This is a genomic window from Nostoc sp. DedSLP03 (assembly GCF_034530815.1).
Lineage (GTDB): Bacteria > Cyanobacteriota > Cyanobacteriia > Cyanobacteriales > Nostocaceae > Nostoc.
On record NZ_JAVRCK010000016.1, the window covers coordinates 45,301 to 63,869 of the forward strand.

General features: G+C 38.7%; 13 protein-coding genes. 3 read left to right on the plus strand and 10 right to left on the minus strand.

The features are described from left to right. Positions 1-239 precede the first annotated feature (239 nt). Both RM368_RS10300 and RM368_RS10305 read left to right on the plus strand, forming a co-directional pair. Entirely contained in the window at positions 240-953 is a 714-nt protein-coding gene (locus RM368_RS10300) for a PIG-L deacetylase family protein (protein ID WP_322693981.1), read from the plus strand. A gap of 74 nt (positions 954-1,027) precedes the next feature. Further along, on the plus strand, positions 1,028-1,354 hold the full coding sequence (locus RM368_RS10305) for an STAS domain-containing protein (protein WP_322693982.1): 327 nt from the start codon (positions 1,028-1,030) through the stop codon (positions 1,352-1,354). A gap of 42 nt (positions 1,355-1,396) precedes the next feature. On the opposite strand, the gene RM368_RS10310 is transcribed toward RM368_RS10305, so the two are convergent. Continuing rightward, positions 1,397-2,584, minus strand: a complete 1,188-nt coding sequence (locus tag RM368_RS10310; RefSeq protein ID WP_322693983.1) for a SpoIIE family protein phosphatase — start codon at positions 2,582-2,584, stop codon at positions 1,397-1,399. 150 nt (positions 2,585-2,734) lie between these two features. On the opposite strand from RM368_RS10310, the gene RM368_RS10315 reads away from it, so the two are divergent. Beyond that, entirely contained in the window at positions 2,735-3,163 is a 429-nt protein-coding gene (locus RM368_RS10315; RefSeq protein WP_322693984.1) for an anti-sigma regulatory factor, read from the plus strand. Positions 3,164-3,183: 20 nt separating this feature from the next. On the opposite strand, the gene RM368_RS10320 is transcribed toward RM368_RS10315, so the two are convergent. The 9 genes from RM368_RS10320 to RM368_RS10360 form a co-directional block, all read right to left on the minus strand. Then, a complete protein-coding gene (locus tag RM368_RS10320; RefSeq protein WP_322693985.1) occupies positions 3,184-5,616 on the minus strand; it encodes a hybrid sensor histidine kinase/response regulator in 2,433 nt (810 codons plus the stop codon). A 5-nt stretch (positions 5,617-5,621) separates the two neighbouring features. Next, positions 5,622-6,146: a Rab family GTPase gene (locus RM368_RS10325; RefSeq protein ID WP_322686754.1), complete on the minus strand. Its 525-nt coding sequence runs from the start codon at positions 6,144-6,146 to the stop codon at positions 5,622-5,624. Positions 6,147-6,196: 50 nt separating this feature from the next. Next, positions 6,197-8,377, minus strand: coding sequence for an OmpA family protein (locus RM368_RS10330; RefSeq protein ID WP_322693986.1), 2,181 nt, complete (start codon positions 8,375-8,377; stop codon positions 6,197-6,199). A 125-nt stretch (positions 8,378-8,502) separates the two neighbouring features. Next, complete coding sequence (locus RM368_RS10335) at positions 8,503-9,138, minus strand: hypothetical protein (protein ID WP_322672429.1); 636 nt, start codon at positions 9,136-9,138, stop codon at positions 8,503-8,505. Positions 9,139-9,359: 221 nt separating this feature from the next. Continuing rightward, the gene (locus tag RM368_RS10340; RefSeq protein ID WP_322693987.1) at positions 9,360-14,030 is read right to left on the minus strand and encodes a response regulator; all 4,671 of its coding nucleotides are present in this window, start codon (positions 14,028-14,030) and stop codon (positions 9,360-9,362) included. Between the two features lie 323 nt (positions 14,031-14,353). Continuing rightward, the gene (locus RM368_RS10345) at positions 14,354-15,703 is read right to left on the minus strand and encodes a hypothetical protein (RefSeq protein WP_322693988.1); all 1,350 of its coding nucleotides are present in this window, start codon (positions 15,701-15,703) and stop codon (positions 14,354-14,356) included. 394 nt (positions 15,704-16,097) lie between these two features. Next, on the minus strand, positions 16,098-16,310 hold the full coding sequence (locus RM368_RS10350) for a CopG family transcriptional regulator (RefSeq protein WP_322693989.1): 213 nt from the start codon (positions 16,308-16,310) through the stop codon (positions 16,098-16,100). Positions 16,311-16,365: 55 nt separating this feature from the next. Continuing rightward, a complete protein-coding gene (locus RM368_RS10355) occupies positions 16,366-17,040 on the minus strand; it encodes a response regulator transcription factor (protein ID WP_322686757.1) in 675 nt (224 codons plus the stop codon). Continuing rightward, complete coding sequence (locus RM368_RS10360; protein WP_322693990.1) at positions 17,037-18,461, minus strand: sensor histidine kinase; 1,425 nt, start codon at positions 18,459-18,461, stop codon at positions 17,037-17,039. Before RM368_RS10360 ends, RM368_RS10355 begins: the two co-directional genes overlap by 4 nt. Positions 18,462-18,569: the final 108 nt, after the last annotated feature.

Sequence of the window (18,569 nt, forward strand, 5' to 3'; positions counted from 1 at the left end):
TTAGATTTTAGATTTTGGATTGTGAAATCTCAATTGGATAAGTGTTTCAGTTTTCCATCTGTCGCAATCATTTTTCAAATTGGTATAAGAGGAGCGAGCAGAAGGAAGATGACTACTGATATCAATTCAAAATTCAAAATTAAGAAAACCAGACATAACAAAGGTTTGGGAGTATGTATCTGTTGCATTTTTTTTTTAAATTGGTATGACTTATAAATCCAGCCTAGAAAAAAACAGCTATGAACACTCATTTAGACTTAAAAAACTTTGGTCAGCGAACTGTCTTAACAATTTATGCTCATGCTGATGATGAAGTTCTACCTGCTGCTGGTACTCTCAGTCTGATGTCTAAGGCAGGATGGAATGTTCGTTGCTTAATTTTGACTGATGGCGGTCTTTCTAGTTCGCCTGTTAAGGGTACACGTCATCAAGAAGCGGATGCGGCTGGTAAAATCATTGGTGCAGCTTATGAGTTTCATGCACTTGAGGAGTGCAATTTCTCCACACAAGCAGTGATTAAAGTTACTGAAGAAGCTCTTGGGCGTTGGCAACCGGATCTGATTATTACTCACGCACCACAACCTGAAAAATATGGGCATAGAGATCATGAAGTGTGTGCGATCGCAGTTTCTAATGTTGCTACCCGCAAAAATATACCTTTGTGGTATTCAGCACCACCTGTTTTTTTGCGTGGTTTTGAACCCAACTTTTTTGTGGATATCACCTCTGTAATTGAGGAAAAAGTTGCAGCGATCGGTTGTTATGAATCAGAGTTAAATAAAGCATTTATGCAACTTGATGCCATACTTGTTCTCTCTCGCTTCTGGGCACGTGAGTTAGGTCAAAAAGATGGCTATTTTGAAGCTTTTGAAATTTCTCGGCAATGGGTCGATGCTAGCTTTTTTATGGCAATCGCAAATAATAGTCATCAGCCAGTAGTAAAACCAAGCTAATTACATAGTTTCTCTATTGCGGTTTGCCTTAATTCAATGCCAAAATATAACTACCATAATGGGGGAATAAAACCATGAATTTGAGCGTAAAAGTACTAGAAATATCTGGAATTTTAGATGGAATTAGAGGTAATGAATTACGTCGTGAAGTTAGCAGTATGCTGGCAAATGGCGCTGATATTTTGTTAATTGATATGAAAGAAGTAAAGTTTATTGATAGCTCTGGTTTAGGTGCTTTAGTATCAGCAATGCAAATGGTAAGAAATGCTAAAGCTAAACTGTTTGTTTGTTCAATCAGCGATCAAGTTAGAATGTTGTTTGAACTAACTAAAATGGATAGAATTTTTCAAACCTTTGCTGACAAAGATGACTTTTATCGTCAAGTATTAGCAACACAATAAGCTGTTAAAAAATTCAAATGTAAGTATGCATAACTGACTATTCTAACCAAAGTTAACTTTGACTAAAGATAAGTCATCATCAAGATTATCTTGAGTTTTTAAGGTGAGAATTTTTGCTAAGAGTTGATTGAGATTACAGGTATTCTGACTATATTTGGTTAGTAAGTCAATGAATGCATCGATCCCCCAAATTTTACCATCTGACTGATTAATTTCATAAGCACCATCACTAAAAATGTATAAAGTGCTGTTTTCTTCAACCTGAAAAACAGCATCCTCAAATTTGACTTCAGGCAAAAAGCCAATTGGTAAATCTAAAGAAGTTAGCTGTTTAACTTCGATATTGTTTGTGGAGGTATTAGATAACAGTAAAGCTGGTGGATGTCCGGCGTTGGCATAAATGAGTTGACGTTTAAGGCGGTGATAAACTCCATACCAGATTGTAAAGTATTTATCACCGTGCTTACTCATTTGGAAGGCATGATTGAGAGCTTTTAGGACTTCACTTGGTTGACAAAAGTTAGTGTTTGGTAGAGATTGCGATCGCAAAACATTCTGTACGGATACCGATAGGAGGGCTGAACCCACCCCATGACCAGATACATCTAACAAATAAATTGCCAAATGATCCTCGTCAATCCAATAATGGTCGAAGCAATCACCCCCTAGCTGCGCTGAGGGAATAAACAGATTTTCTGTAGTTACTGCTCCTACAAGGGGTGAGGGTAAAAGCGATCGCACATAATCAGCGGCCTCAGCCAATTCGGCTTCCAAAATTTGCTTTTGAGTTTGCAAATCCTGATTGAGTGTCTCCAAAGCTTGCTTTTGACTTTGCAAATCCTGATTTAGCTGGTGTAACCTTAGTCCTGCTCTTACCCGTGCTTTCAATTCATTCATCTCTATTGGTTTGGAGATAAACTCATCCGCTCCCGCATCAAGCCCTCTAACTCTATCTTCCTCCTCTCCTCGAGCTGCTCCCCTAGCTGTCAATAGAATAAAAAAAGTAGTTGCCAATTCTGGATCTGTTCTAATTCGACGACACACTTCTAACCCATCTACCTGTGACATCATCCAATCACAGATAATCAGGGCAGGATGTAGCAGTTGTGCTTGGATAATTCCTTCTTCACCATTGCTAGCTACAGTAGTCTCATAACCCTGCCTTTGGAGTGTGCTTTTCAGTACTGCTCGCACTGTCGGGTCATCATCAATAACTAGAATTTTAAACATAAATTACAGTTTACTAAGTAAAATGATTGATAAATAGTTGCTTTAATTTAAGTTATATGCAATTTAGTTTTTAATGTATAGTAAAAATACTCAAATTAAATAAACTAATTAACGAATATGATGATTCCACGATATTTTATTAGTTAAGAAGTGAATAATAAAATTTATCTCCAAGTCAACACAGATTTGACAGTTTCACCTCAAGTTTTGTCTTGGTTCGAGCAGATGAATCAACCACCTATTCTCGATAAAGAAATTTGGTGGCAATGTCAAACGCTGATGATGGAAGGCTTTACTAACATTGTCGAACATGCCCACAAAAACTTACCTATTGAAACTCCAATTGAGATGGAAGCTGTGCGATTAGATGAATACATAGAAATTCGCATCTGGTCTCAAGGCGAACCATTTGACTTAGAACAGCAATTGCGCCAAATATCTGAATTTGAAGATAACAATCGAGAGCGCGGGCGGGGTTTAAAAATTATGTCCGCCATTGCCGACAAATTGAGTTATGAGCCGACAGTAGATAATCGTTACTGTTTATTTATTAGTAAATATTACAAAAAATGCCTATGATTATGGTAGGGAAATTGTGACTACTGACTGATGATTAAAAACTCTTGGATGCGTTTAATAAAATCTTCTAACTCTACAATTAAGTTAATAGTACCTCGACGCTCTTGCTCGATCGCTAATTGTTCTAGTTTTTCTGCTGCCAGATACATAGTTGTAACTCCCATATTAGCACTAGAACCTTTAATTTGATGGACTTGGAGCGCTATTTGCTCAAAATCACAATCTGCGATCGCTATTTTTATGACTTCTAGACGAGGTTGAATATCTTCAACAAATATTTGTAGTAGTTCAAATTCAAATTCTGGGTTATTTTCTGAAAGTTGATGCAAGCGTTCCCAATCAATTGGGAGTTCAGCTGAACCAACATCTGTTGTCGAAACTGTCTGCTCTGTGGCAGCTGTTTCTTTTGCCTTGAATATTACATTTCCCCAATACTCTAGTGTCGCAGCCAAATTTTCTTTCATCACCGGTTTGCTCAAATAGTCGTCCATTCCAGCATCTAAACACATTTGTTTGTCTTGTTTCATTGCATTAGCTGTCATTGCAATTACTACAGGACGACGACCACTAGCAAAGCTGCTTTCTTGCCAACGATGAATTTGTTTTGTGGTTTCTAAACCGTCGAGAATCGGCATTTGATAATCCATCAGAATTAAATCATAAGGAATCTTTTCTAATAGTTGCAACGCTTCTTTTCCATTATTAGCAACATCAGCACTGTAGCCTAGACTTTTGAGTTGCTTCAAGGCTATTTTCTGATTCACCAGGTTATCTTCAGTTAAAAGGATTCTTAATTTATATAGGTCAGGAGACGGGGAAGAAGACGCGGGGACGCTGAATAACTCATGACTTCTAAACGCCAGTTGCTCCACTTGTAAAGACTCGATCGCTTTTGGTATCTCCTGTTGGGAAAAGACCACACTGGCTGCTGCTGACTCCTCTGAAATCACAGAAGCGGCAATCGTAAAGTAAAATGTACTACCTGCATTCAGCTCACTTTCAACCCAAATTCTGCCACCCATTAACTCGCACAGTTGCTTACAGATAGCAAGACCTAAGCCAGTACCGCCATACTGTCGAGTAATGGAGGAGTTAACTTGACTGAAAGCTTTAAATAAACGCTCTAGGCGATCGCGTGGAATTCCAATGCCTGTATCTTTAATACTAAACTGAATTTCGTCAGGATTTGCAGTAGAAGAATGATTAATATCGCTATTCTTGCGGATTATAACTGAAACTTCTATACTTCCAGTTTCGGTAAATTTAATCGCATTACTGATTAAATTAATCAAGACTTGGCGCAGTCTGGTGATATCTCCCACAATCATAGTAGGAAGTTGAGGACTATCTAAAAATGTGAGTTTTAAACCTTTTTCTCTAGCTGTAGGTGCAAGCAGATAAAGAGCCTCATGAATGCAATTTCGCAAAGCAAAAGGTTCCTCTTCGAGTTCTAAGTTACCCGATTGGATTTTGGAGAAGTCAAGGAAATCGTTAATAATTTTGAGTAAGGAATTTCCACTGGTGTAAATGGTTTCAACAAAATCTTGCTGTTCAGCAGTCAATTCAGTATATTGCAACAAACCGGCCATACCAATTACCGATGCGATGGGAGTCCGAACTTCATGGCTAATCATTGCTAAGAATTCCTGTTTAGCAAGTTCTGCCTGCTTTCGTTCAGTCATATCTCGCAAAATGTAAACATAACCTTGAAAATGTTCAATTTGTGTCTTGACAATTGAGGATGAAAAAGCTATTGAAATTGTTTTACCACTTTTGGTATAACAAACGGTTTCTACTTCTTTTACTAAAAAATTTATGTCTTGACTGTGGGATATATCAATATCATCAATTATCAATGGATATTTATTGGCTTCTTCAATAACTTTTGCAATCGGTTGACCGATGAGTTCTATTTCGTTGTATTGCAATAAGATTTGTGCGGCATAATTCATTTTTTTGATCTCGCCTGATAGCGTTGTCACTAACAAGGCATCCGCCATTGATGTCACAATTTGATCGATGTATTGTTTAGAAGCCTTTAAGTTACGTAATAAAAGATTTGCTTCATTTGCACCTTGAAATAAAGATTGCTCAAGCACCATCCGTTCTGTCGCATCTTCGACAACAATGGTTAGTCGATTTTTATAATGGTCTTCTTGGAGATTATTCGTAATCCGAATATCAATATATAAAGGAGAAGATGTATCTGGCGATCGCATAATTCCTTTTAATTCAAAATTATCTTGTTCTCCCTGGAGAATTGCATCAAAAACATCTTCCAGTCCCTCTAATTCTGGAAACACAATCCGAACATCCTGACCTAGCTTTACTTCATTAGGAAGCTCGGCAAAATGATTTAATCCCAAAGACATCTCTATAATTTTTAAGTTTTCATCAATTATCAAATATTCAATGCCACATACAGCTAATAGGTTTGTAAAAAATGAATTCATCTTAATTAAATTAAACGAGTGGCTAAAGCTTGAAATATTTTATCAACATTATTACCAGTTTTAGCTGAGGTTACATAAGTGTCTAATATATTAGCTTGATTAGTAAATTGATGCATTTCCCGAATTTTTTCTAAATATTCGGCTGCAATCATATCTGATTTGTTCAGTGCAACAACAATATAGCTGTTAGGATTAACAGCTAAAAAAGTTTGAATATGCTCTTGGATATGATTGAGGGTTTCTGCTTGTGTCACATCACCGACTATCACAGCACCTTTAGAACCTTGAAAATAATTTTTAGCAACTGCTTTAAACTTATTACTACCTTCAATATCCCAAATTATTAACTGTAAGTTTGGTTCAACAAGTAGCTCTTGTTTTGAAATAGTAACCAATTTTCGAGAAATTTTTACTCCTACAGTTGAAAGATATTCATCACTAAACTGACACTCTACAAATTGGCGAATCAGACTAGTTTTCCCAACACCAAAATCACCAAATAAGCATATTTTTTTAGAGATTGTAGACATAGTTTAAGGAAAGTAGAGAATGTTTTATCAAAATCATAACTACTATAAACTTAAAATTGCTTGTTTATCGCTTCTAGAGCGACACAACGACTTAACCACAAAGGTTGAGTTTCATCAATTCCTGGTGGTAAATTTGTCCTACCAATGACCTGTAGACGAGATGGCTTGATGTCTAATTTAATCAGTGCTTGTTGTACAGCCTTTGCTCGCGCCAGTGCCAATTTTTGAGATTTGTTCGCGCCAGTACGGTCACTATAACCAATGATTTTTAAATGCTTATTTGGGTGCTGTTCGAGGAAAAACTTGACCTGTTGAACCTTGTACGCTAAATCTGTTCTCATTAAATTAGCTGAGTTGGGTTGAAAGTAAAATCGAACTTCAATCTGTGGGGGTTCTACTCGCACCGCACTAGACACAGATTTGACGCCGGGAATTTGTGCAAATGCATTTGCAATAATCTGAGCATCTACAATTTGGCTGACAGTTCCTTCAACAGCTACTTTACCAGCGATATATTGAGCGGAAATTGCTATATCGTTAGTCTGATTTAAAACTGCTGTAACTCGTTTGACTTCAGCAGCAGCTAATACGGGATCTGCTGGTACTTCTACTAATAAAATTTGATTGTCAATCAACCAATTAGGAGAAGTGATTTTGACAGTTTGCTCGGCTTTCTGGCGAAGAAGTTGATTAGGTAATCGTCCTGTTAGTTTTATTTTGTCGTGTTCTACTTGTACAGTGAGCCGATATACGGCTAGTTCTGGAACAGAAGTTAGAGCCAACGAAGCTTGATTTTCAATGGTATGTATAACTCCACTACGGTATTGCCAAATACCCCAAGGAATTAAAATGGTACCGATAAATGTTAAGACTAATATCTGTAGTGGCGAGATTTTCGCTTTCTTTTTATCCGGAATATCTGAATTCTTTAGCTCTTCTAGAAGTGTATGAATTTCAATAGGAATTAAATCTGGATCGCCGTCAAACTTTTCAATTATATTACCATGTATTTTTATAATTTTGCTGAATGTTTGCCGCATTTTCCAAATAAAATTTTTGCTTGGTTCTCCTCGCACAACAATCGCTAAATAACAGTATCCGGCAACTTCTAAAATTATTTTAGATGTTCCATATTCAATTGCATCTAATTCTGTTATGCTTCCAGATTGATTGATACAATCATTGGCAAAGCTACGAATTGCTGTCAGCATTCCTGCTACCATTTCAGCCTCTAGCTGCTCTACATGAGAGTGCTGAATATCTGAGATAACTAAACCAGATGTTTTATGAATCAAGAAAATGGCTTGAATTGTAAATGGCAGAGCTTCTTTAAGAATTAATTCTGCTTCTGAAACTCCCTGTAGCTTGGCACGAATTTTACGTTTAATACCTTCAACGCTGAGGGTTTCTTCAACTTGTCGGTTAATGGCACGGATTGTCTCTGCCATATATTTGGCTATGGTACTACCAATAACTGGGTAGAGTGCATCCACCACGATATTCTGCTCAATTTCAATTTGCTTTTTTATGGCTCGTCCCATTGCCGGAGCGATCGCATCTGAAACTTCTTCTGGAGCTATAATAATTTGCTGGGAAATAGCTAGAGGAATTACAGGTGCGATCGCTGTACTCATACTAATTTTATTTTGTTCAGTGCGACTGCGGATAATCTCATCAACGATCGGAGCAATTATTTGGACAATTTCCTCTCTTGACTCTGTAATCTTCAGCCTTAAAAGTTCAGAAATCCACGGTAGTAGTAGATTTATTAACTCTTTAGGATCGTAAATTTGATGCTCTATTTTTGTTAATTTTTGTTCCAAATTATCTGTAATATTGTTTATTTCTGTTAGCTCATATCCGACTAATATCTCCCGTAATTTTTGCAATATATCTTCTGAGTTGTCTAATTTTTCCTCAAATTCTGTAAATATTCCAATAGATTCTTCTAATTCTTCTTGAGTAGTTTGTGAGTAATTAGATATATCTTGAGGAAAATTAAAATCCGATTCTAAATAAGCTTCACATACTTCTAATGTCACTGGAGGAAGTTGCAGTAATTCAATTTTTTCTGGAATATACTCATTACTATTATCAGTTTCTGATGGTAATAAAGGAGATTGCTCAGGGGATTCGATAATTTTGAGTTCGATAAGCAAATGCAGCAAATTGTCAAGCTGCACAGCTGTTTCTGACTTCAACTCAACAGATTGAGAAACCGAATTTTCCACCTGAGTTATCCTTTTTAGAGTGCTGAGTTAGAGGTTGTGAGTTAGAGGTTATGAGTTTGGAGTCATTATCTCCTTCATATCTCTTTACTTTCTGACTTGATTATGAATGTAACTCTGCTGTACTGTTAGAGTGAGTTAACACTTACTTTTGATAACTTTGTAGTTTCTAGAAGCGGTACAGCAGTATATTCATCGCTGCGTTCATTGGCTGCTTCTCGCAATTTAGGAATAAATTCAGTTTCTTTCAGACGCATTCCCAAGGCAAACAAAGTTTCAGCCATATCGTCTTTAGAAACTTTCGTGTCTGTCAGCTGTGAGAAACGTCGATCTATTTCTTCTAAAATCAGATCCCGTAATGCCGTAACATCATCTTGTAATTGGACTTTAGTTTGAAAAATTTCATCTCGAATCGAGGTAGTTTGGCTATCTAAGGTTTCATCAAGCGACTGAACGCTGCTAGAGAACTTTTTATTAAGTCTATCAACCTGTTGCCGTAAGTCAAGAGTTTCTTCTTGAGTTGCGAGGTTCAGTGATTTCAGCTTTTTATCCAGCGACTCAAATCCCGCTTTTAGTTCGGCCGAAAAGTTGGACTTGAGTTGCTCGACATGCAATCGTGTCTGTTGTTGCAGGAGAGATACATCTGACTCCAGCTTGCTAAATCGATTTTCGTACTCTCTTAGCTGGGTTCCAAGAATAATATCGCGGATCTGATCGATATTACCAAGTCTTTCTCGTACATCGTCTCTACTCATCTGACTCATTAGAAAAACCTCACTTGTTGAGAATCAATTGGGAATAATAGATGATGTATTTAACTGACATTTAGGCTAAAAATTCTTAGCTTATGATGCAGCTAACTCACCGAATATACTTTGTTATTATTCCCAATCGCTGACAATTTCTATCTGTAAAAGAGGAAATTAGTAATGAGAAATGTAAAATAAGTGTTGAGCCAGTGAATTTATTAATAAATATTATTATTTCAGGTTGTGGCGTTACCATCTTGACAATTCAAAAAATCTTGGATGCGTTTAATAAAGTCTTCTAGCTCTACGATTAAGTTACTAGAACCTCGACGCTCTTGGTTATAAGCTAATTGTTCTAGTTTTTCGGCTGCCAGATGCATGGTTGTAACTCCCATATTGGCACTAGAACCTTTAATTTGATGACCTTGAAGTATTATTTGCTCAAAGTCATGAGCTGCAATCGCTATTTTAATTAACTCTAGACGAGGTTGAATATCCTCAACAAATATTTGCAGTAGTTCCAATTCAAATTCTGGGTTGTTTTCCGATAGTTGGTGTAAGCGTTCCCAATCAATTGGGAGGTTAACTGCACCGACATCTGTTGTAGAAACTGTTTGCTCTGTAGCAGTTGTTTCTTTTGCCTCGAATATCACATTTCCCCAACGCTCTAGTGCTGCCGCCAATTTTTCTTTGATTACTGGCTTGCTCAAATAGTCATCCATTCCGGCATTTAGACACATTTGCTGGTCTTCTTTCATGGCATTAGCTGTCATTGCAATTATTACCGGACGATAACCACTAGCAAAGTAGCTTTCTTGCCAACGATGAATTTCTTTTGTAGTTTCTAAACCATCAAGAACTGGCATTTGGCAATCCATCAGAATTAAATCGTAGGGAATTTTTTCTAATAGCTGCAAAACTTCTTTCCCATTACCAGCAACATCAGCGCTATAACCTAGACTTTGGAGTTGCTTCAAAGCAACTTTCTGATTCACCAAATTATCTTCAGCCAAGAGAATTCTAAGTTTAGAGGAGTCACAATAATAGTTGCGGTTTTTTTCAGAATTTTTCAGTTTTAAGTCCTGAATTCTGACTTCTGACTCTTCTTCTGGCTGCGTTCCTAAAATAGTCACGATCGCATCGAGGAGCCGGGACGGCTTAATAGGTTTGACTAAATAAGCCGCAAATCCTATTTTTAGCGCTCGATGGATTTCATCGCGTTGATTAGTAGAGGTAAGCATAATTAAAGGTAGCCCAGCGATCGCAGAATTTGCTTTAATTTGTTCTCCTAAAGTCATGCCATCTATTTTTGGCATCTGCATATCAATCACAGCTATGTCATATAAATTTTTTTGCTTGGCGGCTTCTTGAATAGCTTTGAGGGCAGTAGTAGCCGAAGCAGCTTGATCCACCAGCATTCCCCAACGAGTAGCTTGATGGTAGATGATTTTGCGATTAGTAGCATTATCATCCACCACTAACAAGCGGCGATTGAGCAAAAGTTCGCGTTCGCCTTCTAAAGAAATAGAGTCAAGTTGCATGGCAAGAGTTACTTCAAACCAAAACTTAGATCCTCTTCCCAAGCGACTTTCTACACCCATTTCTCCTCCCATCAAGCTTACCAGTTGCTTGCAGATGGCTAATCCCAAACCTGTGCCGCCATATTTCCGGGTGGTGGAAGCATCTACTTGGGTAAATGGCTTAAAGAGTTTGGATTGATCTTCAGGGGTAATGCCAAGACCGGTATCTACGATCGCAAAATAGATAGTAGCTGTAGTCAAGGAAAGCGATCGCAATTCTGCTCGTAATACTACCTCACCCTTGCTGGTGAACTTGATTGCATTGCTAATCAGGTTCATGAGAATTTGTCGCAAGCGGCCGGCATCGCCTTGGAGGTGGGTGGGGACGTTGCTGTAAATTAATCCTGCAATTTCTAATCCCTTATGATGGGCAGAGGGAGCCAATAATTCCAATACTTCTTCTACACAGGTAGATAAGTCAAAATCTAGAGTTTCTAGTGCCATTTCCCCAGCCTCTAGTTTGGAAAGATCCAAAATTTCGTTGATCAGGCTTAAGAGAGCATCACCACTAATGCGAATTGTTTCCATAAAATCCCGCTGCTCGGAATTTAGGGGAGTTTCTAACATTAAGCTTGTCATCCCCAGCACAGCATTCATCGGAGTCCGAATTTCATGGCTCATGTTGGCCAAAAAGGCACTTTTGGTTTGGGAGGCTAATTCAGCTTGGTGACGAGCAATTTCGAGTTCTCGTCGTTGTTGAGTTTCTGCATCTAACATTTGGGCTTGGGCTAAAGCAATACCTACTTGGTCAGCTATTTGCCGTAAAAGATGAGTTTCAAAACTAGACCATTGGCGGGAACTGCCGCACTGATGGACAATCAGCAAACCGCAGAGTTCTTCTTTGACAAGAATGGGTATGACTAAATTACACTGGACTCCAAATTGTTGCAGTAATTCGAGATGGTTTTTTTGGACTTCTGCTATATCCAATTCAGCAAGCCCCAGATTCGGTTTTTGACGGTACTGTTGTAGATAGTACTGCTGGATGTATTCAGCTTGAAAGTAAGCATTGACTAGCTCTTTCTCTTTAATTGCTAGCCAGCCAGAAATTACTGCCTCAACCACGGTAGCTCCAGAGCCATCAGCCAAAGGCTGATAAATCAAAACTCGATCGCTATGGAGAATTTTTTGAACCTCGGTGACAGTGATTTGGAGAATTTCTTTGATTTGCAAAGACTGACGAATCTTGAGCGTGATTTCAGTAAATAGTTGCGATCGCAAGTTTTGGCGTTGCAGTTGTTCTTCTGCCTGCTTGCGCTCAATAAACTGCCCTACTTGCTCGCCAATCAAATTCATGACTTTTGCCAAATCTGGGTCAGCTTGCTGGATTTTATGGCTAAAGCAGGTAATGACACCGATGATTTTTTTACCACTACAGATCGGAAAACCGAAAGCTCCGTGCAGTTGTGCTTCGGCAGCGATTTGAGAGCGGATAAAACTCCGATCTTTAACGACATCAGCAATCCAAACAGGTTCAAGACTAGCCCAGACACGACCAGGCAGCCCAATTCCTGGTGCAAATGTAATCTGCCGACTGAGGATGTCAAACTCTTGCATCTCAAAGGAGATTTTATACCATGAATTTAGCAAAGACAGTAGATTTGCTCGCCCATCTAGCATCCAAAATTCACTAAAATCCCATCCCAAACTTTCGCAAATTCCTTGTAAAATTTGGGGCATGGCTTCGTTGATTGTGGTTGACTCTGCTAAGATCCGGGTTGTAACATACTCTGCTTTCAGATGCTGTTCAGTTCGTTGGCGTAAGCGAAGTTCCTCAAAGACATCGCTGATGTCAATACCTGTAGCAACAATGTATTCAACGTGCCCCTCATAGTCTTTCAAGGTAGTGTTAGTCCAAGAAATGAGCCGCCGACTACCATCCTTTGTTACCCAATAGTTTTCGTATTCTATGGGCGCTTCACCAGATCGCAACTGCTCAAAAACTGCTTTAATCGGCTCTACCTGTTCAGGAAGTAGAAACAGGTTCCAGAAATGCCTTCCTTTCACTTCATCAAATGAGTAACCAGTAATTTGTTCGCAAGCTTGATTGAAGCGAACGATTTGCCCTTTTGTGTCAAGAACTATTACCAAAGCGCTGGTTGTATTCAGGACTGTTGAGATAAAGTTGCGTTCTTGATTCAGTGTTTCTTCTGTTAATTTCCGCTCTTTTCCTTCACGGTAAATAAAGTAGTAGACTATAGCCAGAATCAAAAAACTTAAACAAATCGCGATCGCCAGTGTCAAAACTGTGTTGTTAGCACTGGCTTTTGCAGCTTGTGACTGCTGTTGAAGCAACCTTCTATCCTGATTTTCTATCTCATGAACGATCTTGCGGATATCATCCATGAGATGTTTTCCTTGATTTGTCTGGATTACCTGCAACGCCGCCTCGAATCCCTGATTTTGACGTAGGTATATAGTCTGCTTGAGTATGGCAAGTTTTGCAGCTATCAGAGATTCAAGGGTTGCGAACTGCTTTTGTTGGTTAGGTTGATCTGCGATGAAATTTTTCAGTTTTACAATTTTGCGATCGATGTTTCCAACTACTGCTTGATAAGGTTCTAGATAACTTTCTTGTCCAGTGAGGATGTAACCACGTTGTCCAGTCTCAGCATCTTTCATCTCAGACAGTAATTCTTCTAGTTGATTGATTTTCTCTTGGGTTATTTGTACTTGCTTATTCGTATTAATCAATATACATGTGTTTTGATAAGAAATTATGCCAATCAAAACTAAAACTGCCGATGCTAATCCAAACCCTCCAGCTATCCTTTGAAAAAATTGTTTGCGTGTCTTCTGGGACTGTTTGCGTGTATCACTTGCCAATACCAAACTTGCTAAATTGCGGCGCATTTCTAGTTGCTTAATTACCTGGCGACCAATAATTCGTAATGCTTCAACTTGTTCTGGAGAGAGGTTTCTTGGTACACGATCGATTACACAAAGTGTTCCTAGTGCATATCCTTCAGGGTTAGTTAGCGGTACTCCAGCATAAAACCGAATATTCGGGTCAGAGGTGACAAAAGGGTTTGTCGCAAACCTTTCGTCAACTGTTGCATTAGGTACAACAAAAACTTCAGGTTGTAGAATAGCATGGGCGCAGAATGCCAAATCACGGGGTGTTTGTAAGGCATCCAAACCAACTTTTGACTTGAACCACTGACGATTAGTATCAATTAAGCTGATTAAGGCAATGGGAGTTCCACAAATATATGAAGCTAAACGGGTGAGGTCGTCAAAGGCTGCTTCCGAAGGAGTGTCGAGTATTTTATACTGCAAAAGAGATTCAAGTCGCTGTGTTTCGTTATCAGGTAATGGTGCTTTCATTCTCCAGCCTTATACCATTTTGGATTTTAAAAACAGAATTCAGAATGATGAATTCAGAATCCAGGAGTTAGAAGTTAGAAGTTAAAATTAAGAATTATTTGATAGTCAAAGTTGATAAGGGAGCATCCACTTTTGGAAGAAACATAATTTTGATACTCCGAAAACCCTACTATATGGTTCATCTAAAAAAGTAAATCCGCCGAAAATGGATGCTCCCGTTGATAATTTTCCAAAAATCAAAAAATCAAAAATATATAGCGCGCTTGATTCTATATTCATTCTGAATTCTGACTCCTGACTCCTGACTCCTGAATTCTTTTTCGTTAAAACTTGACCCGCAACTGTCCTGTGAAGGAATTACCACCGTAGCCGCTTCCACCGGTTTCTTGATTGCGGACATTACTAAAGCTATAGCCCAAGTCTGCTTCTATACTGGGCGATAGTTTTACCGTACAGCGCGTTTGATAGGTATTGGCGTTGTCAAATTCTCCTTTAAGTCGCTGCCGTCCTAAATTGGCAGCGAGGCGACAGCGTAAGAATTTTGCAATATCTCCCTCCCAAGCTACCTCACCGTTGTAAACTAGGAAATCTGGTGGAGAAAAATAACCGCTTGTGCGTTCTAAATCGCGATCGTAACTCCAAGTGAATAAGTTAGCTGCCAAAGAAAATTGTCCGAACTTGCGCTCTAACCTACTAAAAGATTGCACGTCGGAATTACCATCGTTGTAACTACCCAAACGCAATGACGAAAATAAGCTGGTGTCACGGTCAATCTGCCAGTATAAATCAGGCCCAAATCGCCAAGCAGTAATTTGATTGTCTAAAGTTCGAGCATTAGATTTATAAGGCCCTTGTTCTAAATTACCTGATATTATTACTACCGATAGCAATCGACCTGATGACGAAACTCGCGGCGGCGAAATGGGAGCATCCACTTTAACATTGAGATTGATCGCTGTGGGTAAACGATTGAACACATCGACTCCTGCTGCTGTTCGTAGAGTCATTTGTCCAATTTTTCCTTGCCATCCAACTTGCAAAGGAAAATTGGTAATTGATTCAACACCGCGTTGCTCAAAGAAGTTAAAACCTGTCTTGAAAAATATTTTATTGCCATTTCTCAATCGAAACTGAGCTGTTGGTTCGAGGAAAAAATTTGTTTGGCCAAAGTTGTCTGTCTCATAGTGATAGTCTGTATCAATACTTTCCAGAACTGCATCCGGCGTTTTTGCTTCGGTGGCAGTTGTTGGTGGGCTAGAATTCTGCTGCGGTGGTTCGGGTAGCGATGGCGGACTAGAATTCTGCTGCGGTGGTTCGGGTAGCGATGGCGGACTAGAATTCTGCTGCGGTGGTTCGGGTAGCGGTGGTGGTAATCGCAAATCAGGATTGAAGTTTTCCGGTGCCGCCAACAAAATAGGTGCTGATTTTAATCGATAGGGGAGTGGTTTTGAGTATTGTGCTGACTCAGGATTTACTGTGGTGACTTGCTCAGTCAATCCTAAAGGTGATTTCCAAGTCTGATGTACTTGCGCTGCTTGTAATTTAGCTTCTGATAATATCCAAATACCGACGCTACAGATTACTCCCAATTGAATCTGTAGGCATCCCAAAAGAAATACAGCGTACAAACTATATCGGTAAACAAAGAGATAAGGTCTAAAAATAGATACCATCGGTTGATACTATATTTGTAAATGCAAAACTTGCTGCCAAATAGTTTTCTGGCTGCTAGCTGATGTATTCGGACTGGGATTATGATGCCCATAATCGATGCTTGTTAAAACATAGGAAAGGCAAAAGGCGTAAAAGCCTTAATTTGGCGGGATATAGAAGTTCCCAGGTGCATAAAGTACATATCAAAACCTCACCCCCAGCCCCTCTTTTTCTCAAGAGGTTGGGGGTGAGGTTAAGCTGTAGCTGATTCTGATTAGGAAACGCTAGATATCTTGCAAAAGTAAATTTTGCTTTTCGGTTGGAGAAAGGTTAAAGGTTAAAGGGAAAGGGAAAATTTCATCCTTTCCCCTTTACCCCACTTCTGTGAGAAGTCTGCTATATTCGAGTCGATAGTTAGTGTGATTTTAACGAACTGCCAACAGTGATTTTTGAGTCTGCTGTTCCCATCTCAGAGTTTTCAGCATTGTCAACCTCAAGACTTCGGAGCAATTCTCGAATTACATCTGTTGCTGGTCTTCCTGTGAGAGTACAGTATTGTTCAAGTTTCTTCATTTCCTCGGTTGTGAGATTTACTGTCAGTCGTTTAACAGCCCATTTTTTCTTCATAATTTTCTTTTATCTTGAATATGTTGCTTTTCTTGAAATCACCAAGTCATTACGATTACTCCCGTAGTGCATAGCCTACACCACGGACTGTATGAATCAAACGTCTTTCATTATTTTCTTCTAACTTGAGTCGCAAATAACGAATATATACTTCAATAATATTAGAATCACCCATGAAATCGTAACCCCAAACTTTTTCTAAAATTTGATCTCTAGTAAATACTTGACGAGGATGTGAAAGGAGATATTCTAATAAGTCAAATTCTTTTGCTGTTAACTGAATGCTTCGTTTTTCCCGAAATACTTCACGAGTGCGCCGATTTAAGCTTAAATCTTCAAATTGCAACAAATCCTCGTCTGTTTCTTGCGTGCGCCGGAGATGAGCGCGAATTCTAGCTAATAGTTCCTCAATGCTAAAGGGCTTAACTACATAATCATCGGCTCCTGCATCTAATCCGGCGACGCGATCGCTAACTTCATCTTTTGCTGTCAACAAAATCACTGGTACTGTACTACCTGTTGTTCGCAAACGCCGACAAATTTCCAAACCCGTCAACCCTGGAAGCATCCAATCTAGAATCGCTAAATCTGGTGAGGAGTCTCGCGCCAGAGTCAAGCCTGCAATGCCATCATGGGCAACACTTACTCGGTATCCTTCGCTATTAAGTTCTAATTCGACAAATCGCGCCAGTTTGACTTCATCTTCCACCAAAAGTATATGTGCTGTCATATATATATAGGTAAACTGATTGTAAACATACTCCCTTCTCTTAACTTTGATTCCACACTGACACTACCTCCCATACCTTCTACAAGTGTCTTAACAATCGATAAGCCCAAACCACAACCCCCAGTATTATGAGAGCGAGATTCATCTACACGATAAAATCTCTCAAATATTCGTGCTTGCTGTTGCAAAGGAATGCCATAACCTTTGTCACAAACTTGAATAATAGCTCGCTCTGAAAGCCGATCTAACTTAAAAATTATCGGTGTGTCAGCATCAGAATACTTAATGGCATTATCAATTAAATTTAGTAACACTTGTTTAAAGCGACTATAATCTGCTTTGATCTCAATTGGATAAATTTTTGATTCGATTGTAATTGGGCGATCGCTATATTTTTTTGCCATCATCACAACTTCTTCAACTAAGTCATTCAGCACATAATATTTCATTTGAAAATATAAGTAACCGCTATCCGCACGTGCTAAATCAAGTAAATCTTGTAGCAGGCGGATAGTGCGTTCAGCTTCCGATGCCGCAGTTTCTAAAGCTTCTTGTTGAGTTTGGGTTAAGTTATTCTGCCTTCGCAAGACGCTTTGTAAATAACCATGTACAATCGTTAAAGGTGTGCGTAATTCATGAGAAACATTACTCACAAATTCTCGCTCTTGTTCCCATGATTGGGAAAGGCGCGATAACAGCATGGTTAAAGTTTGAGCTAATTCTTTAACTTCACTGGGTGCATTACCAAGATATAGCTGTGCTTGTCCTAAATCTTCAGCAGAAATCACAGAAGTCATTTGATTTAGCTGGCGTAGAGGTTGCAGAGAACGCTTAATATAAAATGCGATCGCAGCAGTTAAAACAATAATTGCCAAAGCACTAGTAATACTTAAACTCTGCACCATTACGACAAACATTTTCTGTTCGCGGGTAATATCCTTGACTACAAATAACTCACCCAGTAATTTACCCTGCACTTTTACAGTACTACCACATAAAACAAAATAGCTTTGGTTCACTTTGTAAACTTGTGGTTTAATCGGCATCTTAGTCAGAGTCATTAATTCAGCTACCGTATTATCAGATAATAAATCTAAAGTGGTAGATTTTGCTAAAATTTTATTATCGGGACTTTTTAACCATAATAATATATTGGTATTTGCCAAATTATTAATAGCCTTTTGCAACCCAGTTTCAGGTTGCATCATTTCACTATAAATTTGCACATCTTGCGGTAAACGCTTGGCAATCTGTTCTATATTATATTTATGACTATCAACTAAAATTTGCTGCATTTTCCAACTAGTCCATGTAGCGAGGCTACCTAATACTAAAGCTGAAAATGATGCAATACCAACCGTGAGGCGTGACTGCAAGGAAAATGGATCTATATTTATCCTAACTTTTATGATTTGCTTCACTGTTCCGGTTGCATTTTAGGTGTTTAATAAATCTTAAAAAATAAAATCAAACTGCTAAATGTGAACTTGCTGTTAACTGTTACATCTTTAGTTATAGCTAATTTTAAC